The 21,037-nt window shown below is 41.9% G+C and carries 15 protein-coding genes; 2 read left to right on the top strand and 13 right to left on the bottom strand.

Annotation, left to right across the window (positions count from 1 at the left end; translation table 11 throughout):
• Nucleotides 1–17 precede the first annotated feature (17 nt).
• Entirely contained in the window at nt 18–2,354 is a 2,337-nt protein-coding gene (locus B7721_RS09130; RefSeq protein WP_084878892.1) for a cation-translocating P-type ATPase, read from the bottom strand.
• 132 nt (nt 2,355–2,486) lie between these two features.
• Here B7721_RS09130 and B7721_RS09135 point away from each other — a divergent pair, with 132 nt between their 5' ends.
• Nucleotides 2,487–3,236, top strand: coding sequence for a lysophospholipid acyltransferase family protein (locus B7721_RS09135; protein ID WP_084878717.1), 750 nt, complete (start codon nt 2,487–2,489; stop codon nt 3,234–3,236).
• 42 nt (nt 3,237–3,278) lie between these two features.
• On the opposite strand, the gene B7721_RS09140 is transcribed toward B7721_RS09135, so the two are convergent.
• From B7721_RS09140 to B7721_RS09175, 8 genes are all read right to left on the bottom strand, one after another.
• Nucleotides 3,279–3,971: an alpha/beta hydrolase-fold protein gene (locus B7721_RS09140; RefSeq protein WP_084878718.1), complete on the bottom strand. Its 693-nt coding sequence runs from the start codon at nt 3,969–3,971 to the stop codon at nt 3,279–3,281.
• Nucleotides 3,952–4,962 carry an ABC transporter substrate-binding protein gene (locus B7721_RS09145; RefSeq protein ID WP_084878720.1) on the bottom strand — a complete coding sequence of 337 codons (1,011 nt, stop codon included), beginning with the start codon at nt 4,960–4,962 and terminating at the stop codon, nt 3,952–3,954. The genes B7721_RS09140 and B7721_RS09145 overlap by 20 nt, the downstream gene beginning before the upstream one ends.
• A 19-nt stretch (nt 4,963–4,981) precedes the next feature.
• Nucleotides 4,982–5,737: an ABC transporter ATP-binding protein gene (locus B7721_RS09150; RefSeq protein ID WP_084878722.1), complete on the bottom strand. Its 756-nt coding sequence runs from the start codon at nt 5,735–5,737 to the stop codon at nt 4,982–4,984.
• 1 nt (nt 5,738) lies between these two features.
• Complete coding sequence (locus B7721_RS09155) at nt 5,739–6,785, bottom strand: FecCD family ABC transporter permease (protein WP_084878724.1); 1,047 nt, start codon at nt 6,783–6,785, stop codon at nt 5,739–5,741.
• Nucleotides 6,786–7,016: 231 nt separating this feature from the next.
• Complete coding sequence (locus tag B7721_RS09160) at nt 7,017–7,628, bottom strand: CadD family cadmium resistance transporter (protein ID WP_000531728.1); 612 nt, start codon at nt 7,626–7,628, stop codon at nt 7,017–7,019.
• A gap of 789 nt (nt 7,629–8,417) precedes the next feature.
• Entirely contained in the window at nt 8,418–8,687 is a 270-nt protein-coding gene (gene rpsO / locus B7721_RS09165; protein WP_001018251.1) for a 30S ribosomal protein S15, read from the bottom strand.
• A 144-nt stretch (nt 8,688–8,831) separates the two neighbouring features.
• Nucleotides 8,832–11,531 (bottom strand): FtsX-like permease family protein, encoded by a 2,700-nt coding sequence (locus tag B7721_RS09170; RefSeq protein WP_084878726.1) that lies wholly within the window; start codon nt 11,529–11,531, stop codon nt 8,832–8,834.
• Between the two features lies 1 nt (nt 11,532).
• Entirely contained in the window at nt 11,533–12,234 is a 702-nt protein-coding gene (locus tag B7721_RS09175) for an ABC transporter ATP-binding protein (RefSeq protein ID WP_084878728.1), read from the bottom strand.
• Between the two features lie 141 nt (nt 12,235–12,375).
• Here B7721_RS09175 and B7721_RS09180 point away from each other — a divergent pair, with 141 nt between their 5' ends.
• Nucleotides 12,376–12,948: a TetR/AcrR family transcriptional regulator gene (locus B7721_RS09180; protein ID WP_084878730.1), complete on the top strand. Its 573-nt coding sequence runs from the start codon at nt 12,376–12,378 to the stop codon at nt 12,946–12,948.
• Nucleotides 12,949–13,072: 124 nt separating this feature from the next.
• On the opposite strand, the gene B7721_RS09185 is transcribed toward B7721_RS09180, so the two are convergent.
• The 4 genes from B7721_RS09185 to B7721_RS09205 form a co-directional block, all read right to left on the bottom strand.
• Nucleotides 13,073–13,765: a phosphoglycerate mutase gene (locus tag B7721_RS09185; RefSeq protein WP_000240125.1), complete on the bottom strand. Its 693-nt coding sequence runs from the start codon at nt 13,763–13,765 to the stop codon at nt 13,073–13,075.
• A gap of 447 nt (nt 13,766–14,212) precedes the next feature.
• A complete protein-coding gene (locus B7721_RS09195) occupies nt 14,213–14,593 on the bottom strand; it encodes a hypothetical protein (protein WP_084878734.1) in 381 nt (126 codons plus the stop codon).
• A 151-nt stretch (nt 14,594–14,744) separates the two neighbouring features.
• On the bottom strand, nt 14,745–20,252 hold the full coding sequence (locus B7721_RS09200) for a ZmpA/ZmpB/ZmpC family metallo-endopeptidase (protein WP_084878736.1): 5,508 nt from the start codon (nt 20,250–20,252) through the stop codon (nt 14,745–14,747).
• A 233-nt stretch (nt 20,253–20,485) separates the two neighbouring features.
• Complete coding sequence (locus tag B7721_RS09205; RefSeq protein WP_084878737.1) at nt 20,486–20,866, bottom strand: hypothetical protein; 381 nt, start codon at nt 20,864–20,866, stop codon at nt 20,486–20,488.
• Between the last annotated feature and the right edge of the window lie 171 nt (nt 20,867–21,037).

Raw genomic sequence — 21,037 nt, forward strand, 5'->3', positions numbered from 1 at the left:
CAGATTGCAGCCTTTCTTTATTTTCTAGCTTGATAACGACTGGTTAAGATAAATATCACAGTAAAGACAGCCATCATGACAAGGTAAACAGGAAATGTTTGTCCTGTAAGTGTCGAAATTTCAAGCAGTTTCTGTATCCTCGGGAAGAGGGCTGTGGCTAGGAAACCACCTACTGACCAAACAATCAAGAGGACACGCCAGAGGGTAAATGGCATGCAGGCTCTAAATACGGATAAGAAACCGATAGACCCAAGGAGATAATAGAGTAGGGTTGAGATTTCTATCTCAGACCAACCTTGACTCGCGCCAAATATTTTGACAAAAAGAACGCTGAAGACGACCATGAGGGCACTTGGTAGGGCACGTTGCATGGATCTTCTGAGGAAATTTGGCTCAACAGGTTTGATATTTCGCTCAAAAGTCAGAACGAATGGCGGGAAACCTTCCACGAATTGGTCAATCATGGTAATCTGGATTGGAATGAAGGGGAAAATCAAAATCCACTCAGACCGTCCTAATAAAACACTGGCAATACAGATGACTGCAAGCAAGAAGGAATAGATGGTCTTAATCAAGAAAATCGGTGCGATATGGGCGATATTATTGACTACACGACGACCTTCAAAGAGAATCTCAGGAACATCATTAAAGTCAGAGTTCAAGAGAACCAGATTGGCAATCTGACGAGTCGCCGGATCTCCCTCAGCCATCACGATCGAACAATCCGCCTCACGAAGGGCCAGGATATCATTGACTCCGTCCCCTGTCATAGCCGTTGTATGCCCTGCTTTTTTCAGAGTTTGGATGATGAGTTTCTTTTGATGAGGGGAAACACGTCCAAAAATAGCCGTCTCTTCAGCCATGGCAACCAATTCCTCATCCATGATTTTTGAGCAATCTACATAGCTGTGATAGTCTGCAAAGCCAGCCTTCTGGGCAATGCTGGAAACCGTAACTGGATTGTCCCCAGAGATAATTTTGAGTCCCACTTCCTGAGAACGGAGGTAGTCCAGCGTCTCAGCGGCTCCTTCTCGAATGGGGTCCAAGATTTCCAGCAGGGCCAGGGCTTGAATGTCAGACGGTTTCTGTGGTTTGTGATGATCTAGTTTTTCCTGACTGAGTGCCAAGACCAAGACACGCGAGCCTCTCTCCAAGGCCTCTCTAGCTTCTGGGACTTCAGAGTCCAACAACATCTCAGGCGCCCCTAAGAAAACCGTTCCTAGCCCTTCTAACTCCATAGCTCCCCACTTGCGATCGCTTGAGAAAGGAAGATTCGAAAGCATAGGATAAGCAACTTCTCCCACAAAACGCTGGCGAATAGCCTGGGCTGTTGGATTTTTATCCTCACTGTGAGCTATGTAGCTGGTCAAAATGCTGGCAATCGCATGCTCACCATACTCTTCGGTCAAAGGAATAACTGCCTCCACCTGCATCTTTCCTTGGGTGATGGTTCCCGTCTTGTCCAAACAGAGCATATCCACTCGTGCCAAGGTCTCTACAGAGTACATCTCCTGCACCAAGACCTTTTTCAAGCCCAGCTTAATCACCGCAGTCAAGAGCGAAGTGATGGTCAAAAGGGCGATTCCCTTGGGCAACATACCCAAAAGTGCTGTTGAAGTATTCACTACAGAAGACTTAAGAGGTAAACCTTTTAAAATCAAGGCTTCTAGCAGGAGAGCTAGACCAAAGGGAATGATAATCTTCCCAGTAAAACCAGCTAACTTGTCCAGCGATTTCATGATACGGGAGTTGATCGGTTTCACTGTCTTAGCTTCCAGCATGAGTTTGGAAGCATAGTTTTCTGCCCCGACATGGTGAACTTGAGCCAAAACTGCGCCACTGGCTAGGAAACTCCCTGACAAGAGCAAGGCATCCACTTCCTTTTGCACCAAATCACTCTCACCCGTCAACATGGCTTCATTGACTTCCGCAAAGCCTTCTAAAACCCGCGCATCACTAGGAATCTGCTCTCCAGCCGACAGACGAATCACATCACCCAGCACCAATTCTTCTGGATTGATGGCAATTTCCTGACCCTCACGGATGGTTTTGACCTTTTCCTTGGTCATGAGATTGAGCTTGTCCACCATGTGCTTGGCACGTAGTTCGGTCACAATTCCAGAAAAAGCGTTAAAGCAGATAACAGCAAAGAAGACCAAATTGCTCCAAGCCTGTACAAAGGCCAGCGCTAGAGCAATAACAAAGTTTAATGCGTTAAAAAGTGTAAAAACATTTCGTTTAAAGATTTGCCAAGTACTGGTACTGGCTGAAGCGGTAAAGTCATTGACCAAACCTTGAGCCTGTCTTTCCTTGACTTCTCTTTGGGTTAATCCTATAATCTTATTTTTATCCATAAATTCTATCATATCATTTTTTTTAAAAGAATTCTAATCCCATCTAAAACTGTTGGCTGACAACTGAAAAAGTTTGCCAGTAGTCTTTTGATAAGGTATAATAATAAAAGCAATACAATCGAAGGAGATCTCATGTTTTATACTTATTTACGTGGACTAGTCATGCTGATCTTGTGGTCCATCAATGGTAATGTCCACTATCACAATACTGATAAAATCCCTAGCCGAGACGAAAACTATATCCTGGTCGCACCTCACCGTACCTGGTGGGATCCTGTTTACATGGCCTTTGCGACCAAGCCAAAACAGTTCATCTTTATGGCAAAAAAAGAGCTGTTTAACAACCGTATCTTTGGCTGGTGGATCCGTATGTGTGGCGCCTTTCCTATCGACCGAGAAAAACCTAATGCCTCTGCCATCAAGTACCCTATCAACGTCCTCAAAAAAAGCGACCGCTCTCTCATCATGTTTCCAAGTGGGAGCCGTCACTCAAACGATGTCAAGGGTGGCGTAGCCCTGATTGCCAAGATGGCCAAAGTCCGTATCATGCCGGTTACCTACACAGGTCCTATGACCTTGAAAGGCTTGGTTAGCCGTGAACGTGTGGATATGAACTTTGGAAATCCTATCGATATCTCAGATATCAAGAAAATGAATGATGAAGGGATTGAAATGGTTGCAGACCGCATCCAAGCTGAATTCCAACGTTTAGACGAAGAAACCAAGCAATGGCACAATGATAAAAAACCAAACCCACTCTGGTGGTTTGTCCGCATCCCAGCCCTCATCCTTGCTGTGGTTGTTGGTATCCTAACGATTATCTTTACCTTCATTGCAAGCTTTATCTGGAATCCAGATAAGAAGAGAGAGGCTCTTGGTTAAAAAATACAATTATCCCTTGGCTTTTGCCAAGGGATATTTCTTTTATTCGATTTTCCATTTTTGGGACAACCAGTTGGAAAAGGCTAGAAATCGCTCAGCAACTTGCTCATGATGCCCATAAGGATCAAAGACAAATTGACCAGTTGGATAGCGTTGCTGAAGGCTGGTATGAATCTGCTCAGCATAGACTGGTGCTTGAGCCAAGCGATTGGTATGATGAACTCCTTCTGTTTGACCATTCTGTAAATACAGTAAACAGTCCAAATTTTTCACCTTTTCTTCCTTGCAATAAGTCGTAAAATCAGGATACCAAAAGGAACCGCAGATAGAGAAGATACAAGAGACCTTGTCAAAATGGAAAAGACTGTATACTGCCACCAAACCACCTAGTGAGTATCCTCCATAAGCAAGGCGATTTTTGTCCAGGCGATAAAGCGACTGCAACCTGTCTAAAAGACCTCCAAATAAATGATCATGATAGACCTTTGCCTGACCGCCAAAATCTGGAGTCCCCTCTCTCAGAGCAGCTGCCTTCCATGGAGTGTAGTCATCTAGGCGATTTTTAGAGGTCAAGCCCACTAAAATCACAGATTCAGAAAGGGAAGATAGAAAATCCAAGTTTCCATCATTCAAGAGAATCGCTGGATAGGTTTGATTGGGGTCATAGGTCGAAGGAAGACTGACCTTGACTTGGATCCCTTCCCAATCAAACTCATTATTTATTGATAAAGTCATTGATTTTCTCAAGGGAATCAATCACTGCTGGACCATAATCCATCAACTCATCGTAAGAAATAGTCATGATTTTTTGATTCTTAATTGCAGGAACGTTTTCCAAAACTTCATTTGCCTTCATCAACTCTACTGCGTTAGCATCCAATTTTTTATTGCGGTCGCTGGTTACATAGATAATCAACTCAGGATCCATTGACACGAGATTTTCCAAGGTCAAGCCTGATGTTCCCGTTGCAACGTTGGTATAACCAAGTTGATTCAACAAGCTTTCTTGCAAAGCAGACTTGTAGGCACCAAAGGTTTCATCATTATAAGCAACCATAATCAAAGCCTTTTTCTTTTCACCTTGGCTTGTTGGATTTGCTTTCTTAACAGCGTCAATTTTAGCTTGTAATTGGGCTGCGTATTCATTAGCCTTGTCCTGAACATTGAAAATCATTCCAAGATTTTTGACATCTTCTACGATATTTCCCAAATCTTGCTGAATCGTTGAGAGAGAAGCTTTTTGTGTATAGACTGGGATTTTATTTTCATTCCAAGTGCTAACTGTTCCCAAGGATTTTTCAGAAAACATCATGTTTCGACCCATCACAGCGTCTGGCTCATAAGAAAGGACTGTCTCTTGTGAGACTGTTTTTTTGTCACCGATTTGAGGAATCGTCGCAATCGCGTCCTTGTATTTGTCCGTCACAGCATTGTCAGGGTTGAGCATGCCAGCAATTTTATCCTTCAAGCCTAACTCCAATAAGATTTCAGTTGTTGAAAGATTGTTGGTGATAACTTTTTCAGGTGCCTTGTCAAAAACTTGTTCGACTTCATTTCCCTTAGCGTCATAGGTCTTGACCGTTAACGGATAAGCCGTCTCTGTGCTGGCCTTTTGACTTGTTTCTGTGCTAGATTGTGTGGTAGTTTTTTCTGTAGTAGTATTACCACAAGCTGCCATGGTTAGGGTAGCTACTGTTACGAGTAAAATGCTTAGTGTTTTTTTCATCTTGTTTTCCTTTTCATTTTTATAAATAGTGAACCATGGCTTGCTGATCCTCGGTCCAAGTCACCTGACTTTGAACTCCATATACAGTTTGCAATGACTCAGGGGTGATGGTCTCCTTTGGAGTACCTTGGTAAAGGATTTCCCCCTCTTTCATCAGATAGAGATAATCCGAATAGCGACAAGCAAGTTGAATATCATGTAGGACAGCTAGAACATTGACCTTGAGATTCTTCACAATGGCCAACAGGTCTAACTGGTACTTGATATCCAGGTGATTGGTAGGTTCATCTAGGAGCAAGAGAGTCGGTTCTTGCGCCAAGGCGCGTGCTAATAAGACTCGCTGTTTCTCCCCACCTGAAAGAGACGAATAGAGACGAGTTTTCTTCTCAAGCATATCCACCTTGACGAGAGCATCTTGAACGAGGGCATAATCCCTTTCCTTTTCCTTCTGTAAAAAAGAGAGGTGTGGAGTTCTTCCCAGCAAGACGATTTCCTCAACTGTACAATCAAACTGCAATTGATTAAACTGGGTGACAACTGCCATTTGCTTGGCTGTTTCTTTGAGTGACCAATGCTCCAATGGCTTTCCATCTAAGCTTATCAAGCCTTTGTCCGCCCTTTCCTGACGATAGAGGAGTTTAAGCAGGCTGGTTTTTCCACTTCCATTTGGCCCTAGTATCGTATGAAATTGATGCCCCTCAACCGTAAGAGAAACTCCTTTGAGGATTTTTTTCTCTCCTAGTCCAAAGTGGACATCCTGACAAATCAAGTCCATATCAGGCGCTCACCTCCTTTCGCCTACCCCCAACAATGTAGATAAAGAAGGGAGCACCTACTAAGGCTGTGAAAATACCAATCGGCAGCTCAGCATTGGGAATGATGACACGAGAGAGTACATCTGCCCAGACGACAAAGAGGGCACCCAATAAAGTCGCAACGGGAAAAAGCCTCTTGTAATTCGTTCCTACTAACCCTCGAGCTAAATGGGGAGTAATCAGACCGACAAATCCAATAATCCCACAGGTTGCCACTAAGACAGCTGTCAGCACAGCCACCATGGTCACATAAAGATACCAATAAAAGCGTAAGGGAATCCCCAAAGTTAAAGCAGCCTCATCTCCCATCATCATCGCATTAAAAACACGATACTGAGTAGCGAAAAATAGAAAGGCCAATCCTACTACCATAGTTGGCAGGACTAAGTCAGACCAGGAAGTCCCGGCAAGCGAGCCCATGGTCCAAAACTTAATGGTCATCACACTATCCGCATTAGCGCCAATAGAGATAATAAAGTTGGAAAATGCCAGAAAGAGAGCATTGACCACCGTTCCTGATAAGATCAGACTAGAAGTCGTCATCCTGCCCTGCATAGAGGCAATGATAAGGACAGCAATTGTTGCCAAAATAGCTCCAAGAAAAGCTCCAAGGCTAATCACCAATTTTAAACCAAGAATGATGCTTAAGGTTGCTCCTAGAGTTGCACCCGCAGAAATTCCTAAGACATAAGGCTCTGCGATGGGATTGTTCACTGTAGACTGCATCACGCTACCACACATAGAAAGACCAGCCCCTACTATCAGACCTAACAATACTCGGGGGAATCTCATGTTCCATACAATGGCAAGAGTAGACTTAGAAACCTCTCCTATCTCAAGAGGAAAACCCAACCTGCTCAAAATAATCCGATAGGTATCTCCTAAATCAATCGCTACGGACCCCATAGAAACAGCTAGAAAAAGTGAAATTCCTAAAACACTTAGCAAAATACCCAAAAACAACACAAATTGCAAATCTTGTCGGCTTCCATAAAATTTGGAAAGCATGAAAACCTCCTTAGACAAAATTAAAAATTTAGAAAATTCTCATAGAAAGTATACCATATTTTCTACAATGGAACAAGATGAGAAAAATAAATATAGTTGGTCTTACAGTGCTAGTAATCGTAACCGAAGATTATACTTGGGTATATCGAGGTAAAGTGACAACATAAAAAGCCCTCTAAAATTAGAGAGCTGATTTGAGCCCGGGCTAAAATCCTAGTGAAACAAAAAAATCTACACGATCAGAAAAGTCTCTATCGTGCCATTTTCATACATGATGTATAGTCCAAGTAGAATGAATACTATGGGCACAATGATTCGCTCGTATTTTTCAATTGTCTCGAATATTAACGGAATAGAGGATAACATCCGACTAATCTCGCAAAAGATAATTATGCCGATTACAAACACAAGCAACGCCACGAGGGTCTGTGACCAATCTAACGAAGCAAAATAAGGTATATAGATACCTAAATTATCTCCGCCAGACGCAATTGTCAGCAATGTAACTGTCCAAAACAGTTGATTTGCCTTGCTTTGTTCTAATCTTTCAATAATTTCTTCCTCTTCTTCCTCACCTTCTCCAACAATTGCAAAGCGAATCCCTAAATAGATAGGGATTAAACCAAGCAATCCAACCATCCATTCTTCAGGCACGAAATTAACGACATAAGCAGCAACTAAACTCGCCCCTACAAGTAAGCCTGTTCCTAGATATTGTCCCGCATAAATATGCCATTTCTGTTTATTCTGTGATAGCTGTGCAAATAAAATAATTAAAATAATTAAATAATCGATACTGGTGGAAATATAAACACCAATAGCAGATATGATTGTCTGTCCCATAAAAACCTCCTGTATTAGTTAGTAATAAATCAGCAGATTTTAGGAGAGCACAGACACATTAATTTAGCTATCGCTAGTGGGTAATGTCGAACGTAGGAAAGCATTTTACTCCTCCTCAAAACGTAGTTACAAAGTAATTTCTAACTGGAATTCGGTGACTACTTCCATGTAAAGTATAACATACTATACTTTACTTCGTAAAGTGTGGGCTCTCCGAGGGGGCTTGCAGACAGTTACTCGGCTTGAAAAGCCGAGTAACTGCGCACCTTCATGGTGTCATTAGCTGATACCATTTGAGGTTTTTGTAGTCTCCAAAATTGTGACCGATAAAACCTCAATAAAAAAGCCCTCTGAAGTCAGAGAGCTAATTTGAGCTTGGGCTAAAATCCTAGTGAAAAAGATGAAACTCCTTGTGTTCATCGAACACTGTGTCCTTTCCCCATTTTCATACGGATTTTTAACGCCCTTAGCATCATGATTCTTGCTGGATAAAACGTTTATAGACTAGGCGACGAGGCGAAGATTGGGCGAAAATTTTAGTGAAACAAAAAAATCTCCCCAAAGGGAGATCATTCTGATTTATTTTACCTTATAGTGCTAGGAACCGTAGCCGAAGATAATACTTGAGTATATCGAGGTAAGGTGACAAAAGTAAAAAAGCTCTCTGAATATCAGAGAGCTCAAGTCTTGCTGGATAAAACGTTTATAGACTAGGCGACGAGGCGAAGATTGTACTAATGGTACATCGAGCCGAAGCCAACGAAGTATAGAAACGTTTTAGACGCAAGATTAGCGACGAAGTCCTAGAGAGTTGATCAACTCACGGTAACGGTTAACGTCGTTTTTACGCAAGTATGCAAGCAAGTTACGACGGCGACCGATTTTCTTCATCAATCCACGGTAAGTAGCGTGGTCTTTTTTGTGTTGTTTGATGTGTTCGTTAAGGTGGTTGATTTCCCAAGTAAGGACAGCAACTTGAACCTCTACTGAACCTGTATCACCTTCGTGACGTGCATATTGTGCGATGATTTCATTTTTTTTCTCTTTTGAGATTGCCATGATGTTTCTCCTTTTTATTTGGCTTCATCCGAGTGACAGGTTGGCATGCCTGTAACCAAGAAGAAGTTATTTGTCTTTACGACAGTTCTTATTCTACCAAGAAGCAGAGACTTTGTCAACTGATTTACTGTTTAAAACCTTGAATTACTCTACTGATTTCAGGGCTTCGAGCATATCCACCTTTCTCAAGTGGTGATTGACAAAGAGGCCCAGTAAGGCTAAGATTACAGTCACTGCGACGATTGGAAGAGCATAGACTTCCCAGCTGACTCGTGGATAAAAAAGTATGGTGGCAGGTGAAATCATTTGTATCAAAAATTGATGTAAATAGTGGCCAGCTACCAAACCGAGAGCAATTCCCACAAGGGACAGCACCATAGTCTCACGGTAGATATAGAGGGTCACTTCTTTATTATGGAAACCGAGAACCTTGATAGTGGAAAGTTCGCGGATACGTTCTGCCACATTGATATTGGTGAGATTGTAAAGAATGACTATGGCTAGTAAGACAGAAACAAGGACAAGGATTGCCATGGTTTTATTGAGAGAATTGGCTACAGATTCAAAGAGGTGGATTGCCGTTGCATTTTGGACCACCCCAGAAACAGCAGCTTTTTTCATAAAGACAGCAGCTTCTTTCTCCGTATTGGATGGTGTTGGCTCTTTTAATTTCACTAGGTAGGTATTGTCTTTCGGACTGGTGCCGTAGACTTGTTCGTATGTCGCTCGGTTGAGATAAACAAAGTGCCCAACATAGTTTTCAGAAATAGCCGCGACCTTGATTTCCTTCCCATCAAGCTCCAACTTGTCTCCAATCGTAACACCTGCTAGTTGAGCTAATTTTTGACTCACGACCGCTCCATCAGTGACCTGCAACTCTCGCCTATTTTCCTCTAATGCGATAAAAGGTTTGAAGTCTTCTCTTCTTGTGACCATTATGGTGATAGTCTGAAGTCCTGTTTTTCCTTTGAAATCTTTGTCAATGGTTTTAGAGTAAATCTTTTGATAAGCGTAGATAGATTCAGCTTGCAAGGCACTTTCTAGATCTGCTTTTTCTTGCTCACTGGCACTGCTCTTTTCCGCTACAATCATCTGGTATTGCTGGATTTGTTCAAATTGACGCTCGACAACTCCTCCCACAGAAGACTGAATACCAAGACCTGCAAATAGGAGAGCAACCGAACCCGCAACTCCAAAAATGGTCATCAACATCCGTTGCTTATAACGGAAAATATTTCGCGCTGTTACCTTATGAGTGAAGCTCAAACGATTCCAAATAAAGCTCAGGCGTTCCAGCAAAATCTTTGATCCTTTAACGGGAGGTTTGGGAAGCAAAAGTTGGGCTGCTTCATCGTGTAATTCCCTCCGCGCCACCAGATAAGCTGGCAAGACACTGGATACCCAACTCAAGGCTAGGGCAAGGAGGCTATAAGAGCAGTAAAAAAACTCCTGGCTTTTCCCAACGACCATTCCAGCTGTTATAACATCCGAAATGACGCCTGCAAGGAGATAATGTCCAAGAAGCGTTCCTATAATAGTTCCCACAGTTCCTGCAAGAAAACCATAGAGGACAAACTTTGCAACTATATCTCTGTTCCTGTAACCCAAGGCCTTAAAAATACCGGCATTGGTGCGTTCTTCATCTACAAAGCGAGTCATCGTTGTAAAGGTCACCATTGCAGCGACCATATATAGCACCACGGGGAAAATATTTCCGATAGAACGAATACTTGTTGATAAATTGCTGTACATGCGGTAGCCTTGACCACCTGGCATGGTTTGGCGATTGTATACGTGATATTTCGGCTCTGCCAGTTCATCAAGCTCTTTCTGACGCTGTTCAAGCTTCTCTTTTTCCTTAGTTAGATCACTCTCTGTCTGAGCCAGTTTTTCTTTTTTAGTCGCCAGTTCTTCCTTAGCTTTTGTCAGATGTCCCTCGATTTGACTCTTTTGCGGTTCTGGTAAAGCGGTCGCTTGTTCTTCTTGCGTTTTCAAGCGACTTTCGGCCTGCTCTAACTGACTCTTGCCATTTTTAAGGTTGCTTTCAGCAGTTTGGAGCTGTTCTTTGCCCTCTTCCAAGCTCTTTTGCCCATTTGATTTGATACTTGCCAATCGTTTTTGACCATTATCAGCAAGTAAGTCTTGCAACTCTTCCTGATGTTGGGCTCGTTTGGTCTTATAGTCTGATGAAAAAGTATCCAGATTTTTTAAATCGTCATAGCGCACACGCGCAATACTATAAACATCTGAGTCAAACTGACTGGGTAAGATCACTCCATAGCCAGTCAGGTTGCCATTTCCACTGCTAGCACTTCCTAAATCTTCTTTAGAAAGCATCTCACCCGACTGAACAAATCCAGTAATTGTAAAAGTTTGGGATTTTACGATGGACTTTTCTTCTTTCTTAGTAAAGGTAATGGTCTGCCCAATCTGATAGCGGTCTTTCCAGAAGTCGGCTAGGGCAATTTCCTCATCAGCTTCTGGCAGTCGCCCTTCTGTCACTTGAAAGGTTGAAATGCTCTCTGGTTTGGAATAAAGTCGAACTGCTTCCTCACCATTTTCAACGGTTAGGTCTGCCATATAGCCAAACTCAACACTTGCTCCTTGAAGGGTCTTTAATTCGTCTTGGTCTTCTTTGTCCAAGCCATAATCAGCTATTACGGCCAGATCCAGGGTATTGGCTTTACGGAGATAATCCCCTGCCGTGCGTTCCATGTTTGGACTGGCTACTTTAAGACCTACTAGGGCTAAAGAACCCAGCATCATCAAGGTCAAGATAGAAACAAAGCGTCCCTTTGAAGTCGTCACTGACTGAAATAGGTCTTTCCGATATGTTTTTTTCATTCTAATACTCCAATATATCGATATCCTGTGGATTCTCATTAATCGTCACACTCTTAACCGTTGCATCACGCATATGAATCACGCGATCTGCAATAGGGGCTAGCGCGCCATTGTGGGTCACGATAATCACCGTCGCTCCTTTTTGACGAGACATGTCTTGGAGAATTTTCAAGACTTGCTTCCCTGTCTGGTAATCCAAGGCACCTGTCGGTTCATCACAGAGGAGAATTTTAGGATTCTTGGCTACAGCGCGTGCAATGGACACTCGCTGTTGCTCCCCTCCAGAAAGCTGGGCTGGAAAGTTATTGAGGCGATGAGCCAGACCTACGTCTGTCAAGACCTGCTCAGGATCCAAGGCATCTGTCACAATTTCTGAGGCCAATTCCACATTTTCCTTGGCTGTCAGATTGGAGACCAGATTGTAAAATTGAAAAACAAAGCCTACATCTTCACGACGATAGTTTGTTCGTTGGTGCGAACTATAGTTGGCAATATTGGCACCATCAATCCAAATCTCCCCCTCATCATTGGTATCCATACCTCCTAGGAGATTGAGAATGGTTGATTTTCCAGCTCCTGAAGCGCCAAGTATGATAACCAGCTCCCCTTTTTCAATTTCAAAATTCACATCACGATTAGCCACAATCTCCGTATCTCCAACCTGGTAACGCTTGTAGCTGTGTTTCATTTCAATATAAGCCATATCGTTTATCTCCTTTTCAAAGCTCGTTTTCTTAAATCAACAAGATGTTGATTCTAAATCACAAATATTATATAATGGACTAAGTCAAAAAGCAATAATCAAAAATCAACAAAGTGTTGATTTAATAAAAAGGAAGATAAAATGGTTCAGAAACGAAAAACTACTACTAAGGAAGACATCAAAGAAGCTTTGATTCAGCTGCTATCAGAGGATAAATTTGAAAATATATCAATTAGTAAGCTCTGTAAACGGGCAGGAATTAATAGGGGGACTTTCTATCTACACTATGAAGACAAATATCAAATGATTGACAGTTTTAAAAGTGAAATCATTTCCCAGCTCTACATTTTTTTAGAAAAAGAAAGAGAATCGCCTAGAAAGGTTATGTTAGCAAATTTCTATATATTACGTTCGAACGAACGCCTTATCAACGCCTTGTCCCAAAGTCATTACATAGACTTTCGTGGTGCAATTCGTGAATTTCTAAGTAGCATTATTCTGAATGAAAATAAAAAAGAAACGACTCGCCATTTCTTATCAGAAAACTTCCAAATTCCTCACAAATATGCTTTGGAAATCTTCTTATCAAGTATTGAGGGGATTATTTCTCTTTGGATTGCAGGGGGAGCTCAAGAAGAACCGGAAGAAATCACGGATATAATCTTATCAACCTATAACTACGAATACTGGAGCTACGCATCAAAAGAAGATTAATTCATACAACCCACTACAGCATAAGCTCTATCCTCTCATTTTATACTTTTTCAATTAGCTAAATTGCCTTTTTTTAAACTTAGATACAAAAAAGCCTAGGAATCCTAGGCTTTCTGTTTATAGATTATTTTCCAAGGTAGTATTCAGAAACTACGTTCAATTTTTCGTCAAATTCGAATACCAATGGTGGGAAGTTAGGGATTTCCACATCCATGATTTCGTCATCTGACAAGCGTTTGATGTGTTTTACAAGGGCACGGATTGAGTTACCGTGAGCTCCTACGAATACGTTTTTACCATCTTTAAGTGCTGGAGCGATTTTGTCTTCCCAGAATGGAAGGGCACGTTCCAAAGTCACTTTCAAGTTTTCAGCATCTGGGATAACTGAGTCGTCAAGTGAAGCGTAACGACGGTCAGTATGTGCTGAGTATTCGTCATCACGAGGCATTGCAGGAGGCAATACATCGTATGAACGACGCCAGATGTGAACTTGCTCATCACCAAATTGTTCAGCAGCTTCAGCTTTGTTTTTACCAGTCAAACCACCGTAGTGACGTTCGTTCAAGCGCCAAGATTTTTCAACTGGAACCCACAATTGGTCAGCCGCTTCAAGAGCCAAGTTTGTTGTTTTGATCGCACGTTTCAATACTGAAGTGTAAGCTTGGTCAAATTCGATACCAGCTTCTTTGATCAATTTACCAGCGTCAATCGCTTGTTGTGTTCCTTTTTCAGACAAATCAACATCAGCCCAACCAGTGAAAAGGTTAGCTTTGTTCCATTCAGACTCACCGTGGCGAGCAAAAACCAATTTTACCATTAGATGGATTCTCCTTTTATTTTTCGAGGTTTCCCTCGTTTATCTATTCTATTTTACACAATTTTTCACAAAAAAGCTAGTTAAAATCAATTAAAAAGAGAGAACAGTGTCCTCTCATCTAGTTATTATTAATTCGTGATATTCAATCAAGAAACAATTGCAACTATTTGTTATTTAAAGCATCAATTAAACGATCAGTATTCTTAGTTACATTAGTATCATTGTATCGATTATGAATGAGACCTTCAATTGTTTCTTTGCAATTTTCATGATTAGCTTTTTCAAATACTATCACACTGACAACATGTGTTCCATCAGAAGTAAGATGCAAAACTAGTAGAGTTTGAAAAGCACTAAGTACTGTGCAATACAGAACTAAATCCTTCACTTAAATTATTTGTCTAACTTTTTGAGGTCAGTAGACAAACGGATTGTTTCACTAAACTATCAGACAAGGCCACGGACTTCTTTCAAAAATTTAGCAAAAGAAACAGCTCCTTTAATGATTAGAAATCCTCCTATCCACTCGGTCGCTGAAAGAAAGCCCAGCACGCCACCAATAATAAATAAAATAGAAGGCAGCTTTCGAAGTTGTTGGTCTTCTTCGAAATAGATTAGCATAAAGGTCCCTAATGCAATCATCAAAATCTTAAAAAATGTCAGGAGCAAGGAAAAGGTAACCGTGACAACCAGCATTTTTGAAGGATCTTTATAGATGATGGCCCCAGTATAGGATAGCAAAAATCGTAGGACAGGTCCCAAAAGCAAGGTTATACCTGCCACCATACCCAGTCTCCAGTTGAGTCGAACCAACCTAGTTATCTCCATAAGAACCTCCTTCTCTCGTAGCTATCATTCTACCATATTTGCTTCAGAAACAAAAGACCTTCTCAGTCACAAACAAATTGCCTACACGCTTTCAGACATCCGAACATAAAAAGAGAAGATCTGTCGATCCTCCCTTTTCATTTTCCAACCCTTATTTCTTAAAAATAGAGGTTCTGAAGTCGTTTGTTTGGTCAAGATAAGCTTTAAAGATTGCTCTCTTCAACTTATGAACTGCACTGTCAATCTCTGGCTTATAGTCACTCCAACGAGGAGCCACTGCATCCTGTAACACAGCTTGGTCCATGAGGGCTTGCAATTCAGTCACACTATTGATGGTCTTGGTCGCATAGCTTGGCCATGGTTTTGTCGGATCTTTAAAGGTCACTTGTTTCAAGTTTTCAAACTGATCCACACGTTCATCATACATGGCTTTCTTGAAATCCGCCCAAGATGAATACTTGCCTTCAAACACCTTGTCCAATACAAGATTATCTGTCACCAATCCGCGTTCTTTACCATAGAGATTGATGGTTTTACCTTTTTGTTTGGCAGCTTCTTCGTATTGGTTAGAGATATAAGGTACCATTCCATCCTTGAAGCCTTTGGCAGCCAAAAGTTCGTAAGCAATCCGGCGCCCCATAAGGTCCCCTGGCGTGCCTTTCTCACTGCTGAGAGCTGAATAGATTGGGGCAAAGAGTTTAATCGTATAGTAGCCATTTCGTTCATAGTCACCAGACTGGTACTCACGAGCTGACAAGATGTTATGGTCAATCAAACTATCAAAACTATTCAGGTTTCGGGCCTCTGCTTCTGTCAATTCTTTGACTACGTTAGTGGCGTAAACCTCATTTCCATCTGCTGGATCTTTCACATACTTGTTCTCAATTTTTCTGAGATCCGCCATTTTCTGGTAAACATTCAGTTTGTTAACGATTGATTGCCCTTCGAGGTATTCCAGCATGTAGATAAGGTCAAACATGTTATGGACATAGTTCTGAAGATCTGCTGCGTTTTGGAATCTCTCTGTCGGATCCAAGACTTGCAGACGGGATCCCTCTGTACTATCTGATGTTGAGTGTTTCAAGATAGAATTGATGGTAATGGTTGCGTCACTTGGTTGGTCAGGGGCTTGCAATAAGCCTTTTGCGAAGAACTCTGGTCCCAAGCCACTTCTTCGACCATAGCCGCCAAGGTAAATATCCTGATCCGAATCATGGGTCATTTCATGGGTATAAGTAATGGCTCCATCCTTGTCCAACATACGGTAAGACATATAGTAGACACCATCCCCTGTAGCGTAGGCTCCATGCTGGTTGTGAACTACCTTATTGCCAACTGGACCAAAGAAGTTCTTCATAGCTGGATTCGAGCTATCAAACTTAGCCTCCACTGTAGCTTTTCCAGAGGTTGTGTCATCACCAAATTTATAGGCATCATAAAGCAAGATGGTACGATAGAGTTTTTCACGTGATTGTTCATCTAAAATGCGATACCAATAATCGTAGTGATCTCGCTGGCGTTTGGCTGTTTCACGCGCATTTTCTTCAACAAAGTCATTGAGAGCCTTGCCCGCTTTATGCTCACTATTGCGGTAGCGATCATAGGCTCCAAATCCTAGGCTGGACATGGTCGAGATGACAAATACTGATTTCTCTGGCAAGGTTAGGAGCGGCAAGACCATATTGCGGTATTTCCATGTGGCACTAGTAATGCGGTCATAGACACCGATAGAATACTTGGTGCCAGCTTGTCCTTGCTTAGTTTTGACTTCTTCAATATTAGATTTTTCTTCGACGATGTAAGCCTTGGTCTCTGATTTAAACCAGTCATTATTGCTTGTGGTTGGTAGAAAGACTTTTCGGTAATGTTCTAGCGTGCTAAACAAATCTGTCGTTCCATGATGGCTGGCTAAACTAATAGAATAAGTATCGACATTATTCTTAGCTAGAAGATTGTTAAAGCCAGATTTACCTAACTCAATCAGAGTATCTAGTGGCGAAGCATTTCCCTTACCAAAGAAGTCCAGGTGGTACAGAACCAGGTCTTTGACGTTTACCTGACCATAGCTGAAGTTGTACCAACGCTCCAGATATGTCAAACCAAGTAGCAAGGCTTCTTTGTTGCGCTTGATTTTATCTACAAGATAGCCTTCAGTAACTTGGTTGTCACCAGCCAGTCCAGCATCTGCTGACAAAAGTTTTTTCAAACTGTCTTCCAGATGTTCCTTTGTTTTGGCGAACTGATCTTCTAGGTAGAGCTCAGTCTGCTCGACTTTTGGAGAAATACCCAGTGTCTTTCTGATTGCTTCTGAGCGGTAGTCAACCTTTTGTAAGTCAGGTAAGACTTGTTTGATGATAGAGCTTTGGTCATACAAGAATTGGTTTGGCGTATAGAGAAGACCCGTATCTCCTAGACTATATTCTGCTAATTTGGCGAAATCAGCCTGGTACTGGAGATCCAGCTTCTCAGATGAATGGTCCTTGTAGTGAAGCAAAAGTTTGTTTGCAGTCTGTTTGTTTGAAACAATATCTGTGATGACTTGGTTATCCTTCATCATAACTGCTGACAAGAGTTCTTTTTGATATAAAAGACTGTTCTCATTGACCAAGTTTCCATATTTGACGATGGTTGCCTTGTTGTAGAAAGGTAGCAATTTTTCAATGTTTTTATAAGCCAAGTCGCGCTTAGCTTGATAATGGGCTACCTTAGAAAAATCACTGTCTTTCTTGCTACTTGTTGAGAGGGGTTCCACTGTTGGTAGAGTGAGAGGATTGATGGCTGCTTTCTTGCTTGCAATTTGAGAAGCATCTAGCATGGTTCCTCTTTCTTCAAAGGATTCCTTGCTGACGACCTCATCCTTGACCAAGGTGACATTGTAGACTCTGTTGGCCTTACTGCTGAATGTGTCCTTCACCTTCATTCCATTGTAGTGGTAACCGGTAATGGCATTTCCATTGGTTACATTGACATCGCTGAGGACATTGGTCAAACTTCCAGCATGCCTTACATCACCAGAAGTTCGATCCCACAAATTGCCTGCCACTCCAGCGACTCTACCAAAGTGCTTGACATTGTTAATATCACCCTCAGCATAACTATCTTGGATTTGTGCATCCTGATTTACTAGACCTGCAAGACCACCCACAGTCTGATCTGAAGTATTTGTGTTAGATGAAATGGCTACTGTCGCTTTTGACTTCGTCAGCAAAGCCCTGTTTCCTGTCAAATGACCGACCAAACCACCGATATTGTAGGCAGCAGTCGTTTCATAAGTGTTGATAATTCTTCCCTTGAAACTGCTCTCTGTGATACTTGATTGGTCCGCCTTAGCCAGCAAACCACCGATACCACGTTCACCAGCAAGAACACCATCGACATGAACTTGCTGAATCTTTGTGTTATTCTGGGTTTTATATGCCAGTGAACCAATATCATCTTTCCCTGAAATGGAGACATTTTTCAGACTCAATTTTTCTACTGTGGCACCACTCAAGGTTTCAAACAGTGGCTTTTTCAAATTATAAATAGCAAACTGCTTGCCATCTTTTTCACCGATCAACTGACCAGTAAAGGTGCCCTTGATATAGGATCTTTCATCAGGTCCTAGCTCCACTTCGTTGGCGTTCAAGCTAGCTGCTAAATGATAGGTTCCAGAGAGATTCTGCTTGATAGCATTGACCAGATTGCTAAAGGAAGTAAAGGTTGTCGTTTCCTCTCTAGCCTTCTTAGCTAGGTAGAAGGTGAAATTGTCAGCGTATTTATTTTCTAGCTCTTGCTGGAGTTTCTCGGCCTTGGCTGTAATTTTATAAACTGTCTGACCAGCTTTCGTTTCAGCCGTTATTGAAGAAACTGGTAGATAGACATCTTTAAACGACGATGATTTAACCTTGACAAAGTAAGTGTCTGGATTACTTGGAACACCATCTAAAGAAACGTGTTGTTTGTAAGTACCATTGGTCTGACTATACAACTCCAGATCCGAAACATTTCTTAACTCAAGCGTCTTTTCTGGATCTTTTTCTTTTGGTTTTTCTGTCGGAGTTTCCGGTTTTACTTGCTCGGTATTACCAGTATATTCTGGAAGAGGAGCAATTTGTTCCGGTTCAACGATGGCTCCTGCTTGAGTTCCTGTATATTCCGGTAGGGAAGACTGGGTCTCTGGTTCCACAATGGCTCCTGCTTGGGTGCCTGTATATTCTGGTGTTTCAGTTGTCTCTGGGGCTACAACCGCCCCCGCTTGAGTTCCTGTGTACTCTGGTGTTGGTGGTACCTGTTCAGGCTCTACGATTGCTCCAGACTGCTCGCCTGTATAGACTGGTTTGTCAGTTGTTGCTGGTTCCACCAAAGCCCCTGACTGGACGCCCCCAACCTCTGGCTCAACTTTTTCCGGCTCAACGATGGCACCAGCTTGAATTCCCTGATACTCAGGTAGTGGAGCGACTTGCTCGGGTTTAACGACTGCTCCTGCTTGGGTTCCTGTATATTCTGGTTTTTCAGCTGTCTCTGGGGCTACAAGCGCTCCCGCTTGTTCTCCTTTATATTCTGGTAATGGAGCCTGCGTCTCAGGCTCTCCCTTTTTTGCAGACTGAGGTGCTTCACTTGCAGCTACTGCCTTCTTAGTCCCTTTCTCTACTATACGTGGCAAGGCTTCTTCTACTTTAGTTGAGAGAACTTCCCTAGAAATTTCTTGGTTTTCAACAGTGAAAATGCGAACGAGTTCGACCTTTTTCCCAGCATGACCTTCTTGTTTGACACGAATGGTTCCCTCTGTTAGTTCTGGATTTTCTTGAACCACTTCTGAAACATCTAGTTTGGTTACAATCTCTTGGTCTTTGTATAGGAGCTCTGGTTTATTCACGCGACCAGCCAAGACTTCGTCCTGAGGATCTACACTAGCAAGGCTAGACGGCTTTTGATTGGATGAATCTTGAGAAGGGGTTTGATTTTCAGTAGGGAGTGTAGGAGATGGAGCTTTCTGCTCATCTCCTGCCCTTTGTCCACCCTCATTGGTCTGGAAATGAGGGTGAACCGTATAGTCAAGTTTCTGATCCCTAGCAGCAGTTTCTTGCTGATTAATCTCTTTGTCTTGCTTAATATAGCCTAGGTAGGTATAACCCGATAAGGCACGTGGCAAAGGCAGACTATCTCCTTGGGATAATTTGTATTCCTGATTGTACTGGAGCAAAAGTTGATTTTCGATAGCCTTAACTGAAGAAGCCAAACCGCTGCCCATCCCTGTTACCAAAATCACATTCAAGAGGGCTTTCTTCTTGCCTTTCTTTTTGGATACAACAAAAATAAGAAGGCCAATCGAAGCCAGGACTCCACCAGTTAAAACACTAGTAAGGCTATTCTGCCCACCTGTATTGGGCAACTGACCCAGCTGGGCTTTCTCATCCATACGGTAGACTAGATAATAGGTGCTCTCACTATCTTCCGCAATTTTAGGAATATCCTTGACAATCAAGTCTTTTTCTTGCCCACTCAGCTCCGTATCCGTCACATATTTGTAGTGAACAGCTACATTTTCTTGAGCAAATACGGTCCCACTGCTCGCAATGGACACAAAAAATAGGCTTGAAATCGAAGCTGACACAAGTCCAATTGCTAATTTTCGTAAGGAGAAACGATGCTGCTTCTCTCCAAAAATCTTTTTCATTCTAAATCCTCTCAACTTTTACCTTCTATCAAGAAAATAACTAGCATTATATTTTGATATAGGTAATTTACATTCATCATTATACTATAAAAAAAGGTCCTTGTCCCAAATAAATGCTTTAGATTGTACGAATTTGAAAGTTTATTTATCCTGTCAGATTTATCCCTTACTTTGGAAGAAAAAAGAAGGCTAGCCGCCTTCTCTTATTTGAAAATAATACTAACAAAAAGTTATTATTCTTGAATCTCGAACTTTTTCAAAAGTCCAAAGTAGAGGGAGCCACCAATGATTGTCAGAATTCCTCCTACCCAGCCCAAGAATGGGATTAATCCAACAGCACCACCTACGATAAACAAGACAGACGGTGCAGGAGTCACACGCTCATCATCCTTGTAATAAACAATAGCCACAATTCCTAAAACCAAGATTGCAATTTTCACCAATGATAAAATAATTGAAAAAATCGTCAATAGCCCAACTGTTGCATCTGAGTCCTCCGTTGCCGCAGCAGCACCGACAGCTATCATAAACATAACAACTGGAGCCAACAGCAAGACAATACCTGAAATAAGACCAAAAATCGCATTCACGCGAGCAAGTGTATTTGTTTTCATCCGAATCTCCTTAAAAAAATTTTTACAGCTATCATTTTATCATATTTTCATGAAAAACAAAAGGAATTTCAAAACGAGTATACTAGATGGTGAATGATTTCAAATTTCTAAACAGACATTTCGAGCAAGAAATATATCATGTATCAATTTATTTGTAGGTTCATTCGTTTT

The organism is Streptococcus oralis subsp. oralis, from assembly GCF_002096445.1.
Lineage (GTDB): Bacteria > Bacillota > Bacilli > Lactobacillales > Streptococcaceae > Streptococcus > Streptococcus oralis_N.